Source organism: Cupriavidus basilensis (assembly GCF_029335485.1).
GTDB classification, from domain to species: Bacteria; Pseudomonadota; Gammaproteobacteria; order Burkholderiales; family Burkholderiaceae; genus Cupriavidus; species Cupriavidus basilensis_E.
The window spans coordinates 1-4,213 of the sequence record NZ_JARJLM010000029.1; the positions used below are offsets into that span (position 1 = coordinate 1).

Annotated in this window: 5 protein-coding genes; 1 reads left to right on the forward strand and 4 read right to left on the reverse strand. The window is 66.1% G+C overall.

What is annotated here, in order from left to right; all coding sequences use genetic code 11:
* Positions 1-73: 73 nt before the first annotated feature.
* The 4 genes from P3W85_RS01835 to P3W85_RS01850 form a co-directional block, all read right to left on the reverse strand.
* Positions 74-580, reverse strand: a complete 507-nt coding sequence (locus P3W85_RS01835; protein WP_276263511.1) for an OmpA family protein — start codon at positions 578-580, stop codon at positions 74-76.
* 11 nt (positions 581-591) lie between these two features.
* Positions 592-1,872, reverse strand: coding sequence for a diguanylate cyclase domain-containing protein (locus P3W85_RS01840; protein ID WP_017227356.1), 1,281 nt, complete (start codon positions 1,870-1,872; stop codon positions 592-594).
* Positions 1,869-2,441, reverse strand: a complete 573-nt coding sequence (locus tag P3W85_RS01845) for a YfiR family protein (protein WP_017227355.1) — start codon at positions 2,439-2,441, stop codon at positions 1,869-1,871. Before P3W85_RS01845 ends, P3W85_RS01840 begins: the two co-directional genes overlap by 4 nt.
* A 192-nt stretch (positions 2,442-2,633) precedes the next feature.
* The gene (locus P3W85_RS01850) at positions 2,634-3,575 is read right to left on the reverse strand and encodes an ATP adenylyltransferase family protein (protein ID WP_276263512.1); all 942 of its coding nucleotides are present in this window, start codon (positions 3,573-3,575) and stop codon (positions 2,634-2,636) included.
* Positions 3,576-3,821: 246 nt separating this feature from the next.
* Here P3W85_RS01850 and P3W85_RS01855 point away from each other — a divergent pair.
* Positions 3,822-4,213, forward strand: a 392-nt coding sequence (locus P3W85_RS01855) for a hypothetical protein (protein WP_276263513.1), incomplete at its 3' end; no start/stop codon positions are given.

Genomic DNA, 4,213 nt, shown 5'->3' on the forward strand with positions numbered 1-4,213 from the left:
ACCCTAAATCAGGCCCCTAAAAAACCCCCAAATTAGCAACAACAAACCACATCACTTCATTTTAAGAAAAAATTTAATCGATAGTCACGACAATCGCCACCCGCCGGTTCTCCGCGCGCCCCGCAACAGTACTGTTATCCGCCACCGGCTTACTCTTCCCCAACCCCCGCACCACGACATTTCCCGGCGGGAAGGCCGCCACGGCGAACACCTTTGCCACCGCCTCCGCGCGCCGCACCGACAGCTGCTGGTTGTACTCGGCCGAGCCGGAATCGTCCGTATGGCCATCCAGCCGGACGCGCTCGATGCCCGCGGCCTTCAGCGCGAGGCCGATCCGCTGCACGGCCAGTTGCCGCTCGCCACTGACTGCGTCCTCGTCCAGGCCGAAGAGCACTTTCTCTGACAGGTCCAGTTCCCAGCCGTTATCGGTCAACTGGAAACCCTGCAGCTGCAGGGTTTCGACCTGCGGCGCGGTGAGCCTGCCGGCTGGCGTGCTCTGGCAGGCGCCCAGCGCAAGCGTGATGCCAACCAGGGCAGAGGCGACGCGCAGCCTTGCGGGCCCAGGCGAATTGGATCGCACGATGGATACTCCTATTTCAACTCGGGTGCGGGTGTGGATCTGGCCAGGCACGGTTCCGCGCTGTGCCAGCTCCCCCCTGACCTGCGCTTGGCCTGGTACATGGCCTCGTCCGCCGTCTGCAGCAAGCTGGCGGCGGTTTGCGCATGGAGGGGAAACACGGAAAGGCCGATGCTGAGCGAAGCGATGATGCTGCCGCCGCCAGCCAGTTGGACAGGGTCTTTCATGCGCAGCAGGATATGCTCCGCGACCGGAACGATATCGCCCGGTTTGCGCAGCGCGGTCAGCAGTACCGCGAACTCGTCGCCGCCCAGCCGTGCAACCAGGTCGCCCTCGCGCAGGCAGGAGCGGATGCGCCGGGCTATGCAGGAAAGCACTTCGTCCCCCGCGGCATGGCCGAAGTTGTCGTTGATCTCCTTGAACGCATCGCTATCCAGGAAGAGCACACCGGCATGCAGCTTCGAGGCGCCGGCAATGCGCACCGCCCGGTTCAGGGCTTCCTCGAATGCGGCGCGGTTGAGCAGGCCGGTCAGGCTATCGTGGCTGGCGCGGTGCGCCAGCGACCGGTTCTCGTGCTGGAGCTGGCTCTGCCAGGTCTCGAGTTCGTCGAGCAGGCCGTTGAAGTCCTCGCCGAGCGCGTTGAGTTCGGCAATATGGGCGGGCGGCGTGCGCTGGTCGAAGGCGCGCTCCGAGCGTACGGCATGCGCGACCCGCATCAGGTTGCGCACCGGCTCGATGATGTGGACCAGCATGCGGCGCGACATGTAGTGCGCGCTGATCGCGGTCAGCAGCAGGCAGGCCAGCAGGCCCAGCAGGCCGCTCAGCACGAAGCGCAGGAGGTTGGCGGGGTCGCCCGTCAGGCGAACGGTGCCGACCACCTGTGCTTCATGCAGGATCTCCTGCTCCACCGGGCCGAGGGCCATCAGGCCGCCGGCCGCCCATTGCAGCGCGGGGAACCTTTCGCTGGCGGGATGGTGCCATTCGGCCAGCAGCCGATTGTCCCGGTCGTAGACGCGCGCCTGGGCCACTTCCGCCGAAGCGACCGCCACCAGCGCCTCCCTGGCTGCCGACTGGTCGCGGAACACCACCGGGGCCTCCAGGGTAAAGGCGATGGAGCGGGCCACCAGGTGCAGGTTATGGTCGGCATAGACGCGCAGCGCCGCCAGGCCAAGCGCGGTCAGGGAAATGCCGGCCGTGCATACCGCGATCAGCGCCACGCTGAAGTGGATGCGGCGCAGGGTGTGATACAGCGTCGGACGCGATACCGGTGCGCCGGACCGGGATTTCCTTGTCATGACGGTGGCCCCCGGCGGCGGCCGAGTTGCAGCACGCCAGGATGGATATGAATGCCGCTGCGGGCGACTGCGTCCAGGTTGACCCGGAACGAAACATGGCCATCGAGAACGTGGAGGCAGAACATGCTGCCGATCTCGCACTCGAAGTCCTCTTCGGTAATGACAAGGACGGGCCGCCCGATCAACTCGGTTGAAATCTTCTTGCGCCGTGCGTCGGTCATCGCACCCAGGTAGACGGAATCGCAGCCCGCGGTCGATCCGGCATCCTGCAGGTCGATACGCCTGGCTTGCACGGGACGGCCGGTCGCCAGGGTTCCACCCTCCGAAAGCCTGGCGGCGTAACGGGCGGAACCATCGACGCACAGGCGCAGCACCTCGGGCTCGGTGGGCCAGCGCGCATAGCCAAGCAGGCTGTGGACCACACGAACCACCGCATCGGAACGTTGCTGGGCAGTGTCCGCGGTAACGCCTTGCGGCAGCGTGCACAGGATGGCGGAAAAAAGGGCCAGCAGGAAACGGGGGCGGAAGCGCTTGGATCCGCGGCACAGGTTGCCTGGGGCGGTAGCCATTTGAAGAGGCAAGAGGTGGGGCCCACCAAGTTGTTCAATTTGGGAACATCGCATCACATGGAGAGCGACGCGATCCGACTTCGGCCGGCACAACACAAAGGGACTCCGCCGCAACACGCGCGGAGCCGCCCGGCAGCTTGCTGGCTCAGGTTCTATAACGGCGTTCCCGCAGGGTTATTTACCTCTAATTTTTCAGTGCGCAGCCGCGCGCTGCACCGGTGCCGGGCCCGCCGCCAGCCGCAGCATCGCCATTGGGCCAAGGCGCTCGACGGTACGCATCTGCGCTGCATCCCGCACGAAGAACGATCCCGCGAAAGCCAGCGTATTGACCGAGATGCCTTCCACGCTTTCGGCCAGCCTCGGCGCCAGCAGCATGCCAAGCGGCGTGACCAGCAGGTTGTACGGCGCCGAGTGATGCGGCTCTCCATCCACATCGATGGCGCGCACGCCGACCGCCGCCAGCAGCGCACGGTAGCGCTCGAGCAACGTGCGGGCCAACGCCTGGGGCGGCTCTGCCGACAGTGCCGCGGACAGGGGCAGCGGCGCGAACGCATGCGCGAACGCCAGGCCCGGCACGGTGCCGGCCAGGCCGTCGATGCGCGCCGAGGCCAGCAGCGGTGCGATGGGCAGCGGCGGGCCGTCACCGGCCAGCGGCAGCGGCACCACCTGCAGGTGCTTGTGGCGCTGGCTGGCGCCGGCGGCCGCGCCACCGTTGTAGAAGCCCAGGCTGTCGAACCCGGCCATGCAGGCCAGCAATGCCGCGAAATCCGCCAGGTCAAGCAGTGCATCCTGGGATTCGAAACGGCGGGTGACGATCAGGAGATGATGGTCGATGACGTTGAACTTGTTCAGCAGCGCAACGTGGGTGTCCGACAGGTCGGCGACGAACAGGTCCGGATCGTAAGGCAGGAACGGGTTGACGCCGCCGCCCCCGGCGCTGGCGTTGTCGGCCCGCCGGGCCTGGTCCTTGTGCGCGAGACTGGAAACCTGGCGGACCAGGAAGCGCACGCCGCCATCCTCGATGGTCGCCTGGATGGTCTCGATCGGACGCAGCGCCCCGCAACGCAGTGCGTGCCCGGTCTGGCGCAGGATGCCCGGCCACAGGGTGCCTGGCTGGAAAGATCGAGAGGGCATGGTGTGTCCGGAAGACAGGACCTGGCAAGTTTGCCTTCGGCTTCGGCTTTGGCTTTGCTTGAAGTCAGCCGTGCCATGATCCAGCATACTGCGATTGTCTGGCGCGCCTGCATGCCGTCGCGATCCCCACGCCGGCCGGAAGCAGCGCAAGCGCAGAAAACGGCACTCTTTGCCTGCGATGCCAGGCCATCGGCATCCGGTCAACCCACGGAAGCACTGAGAACGCGTAGAACACCGGAAACGCCGATGAGCGATATCGAAAAGCAGCAATCGCAGCAATCACAGCAATCGCCGGAGAAGCGCCGGTCCCTGCCTGCCCGCCTCTACCTGCTGGGCGCCTTCATCCTGGCCGCCGGCTGGATCGCGGGCGCGCTGATCTATATGACCGCCGCGGCCGGCGATGGCAGCGACCTGGCCTATGGCGCCGGGTACGACAGGCAATACGAATTTGAACTGGAACGCATCGGCGGCAAGGCCGCGGTGCTGGCGGCCGAGTTCTCGCAGTGGTTCAGCGATCTATGGCATGGCAGGCAGCTGGCATTCACCGTGGCGATCCTGTGCACGGCGGTGGCTTTCCTGTGCTTCCTGGTGGCGCGTGAAATGTCCCTGCTCGCGCGCCACGAGCAGACCGGGAACCG

Bases quoted from the DNA above. Each gene is read 5' to 3' on its own strand.
- P3W85_RS01840 (WP_017227356.1), bottom strand. From the start codon at position 1,872: ATGACAAGGAAATCCCGGTCCGGCGCACCGGTATCGCGTCCGACGCTG.
- P3W85_RS01845 (WP_017227355.1), bottom strand. From the start codon at position 2,441: ATGGCTACCGCCCCAGGCAACCTGTGCCGCGGATCCAAGCGCTTCCGC.
- P3W85_RS01850 (WP_276263512.1), bottom strand. From the start codon at position 3,575: ATGCCCTCTCGATCTTTCCAGCCAGGCACCCTGTGGCCGGGCATCCTG.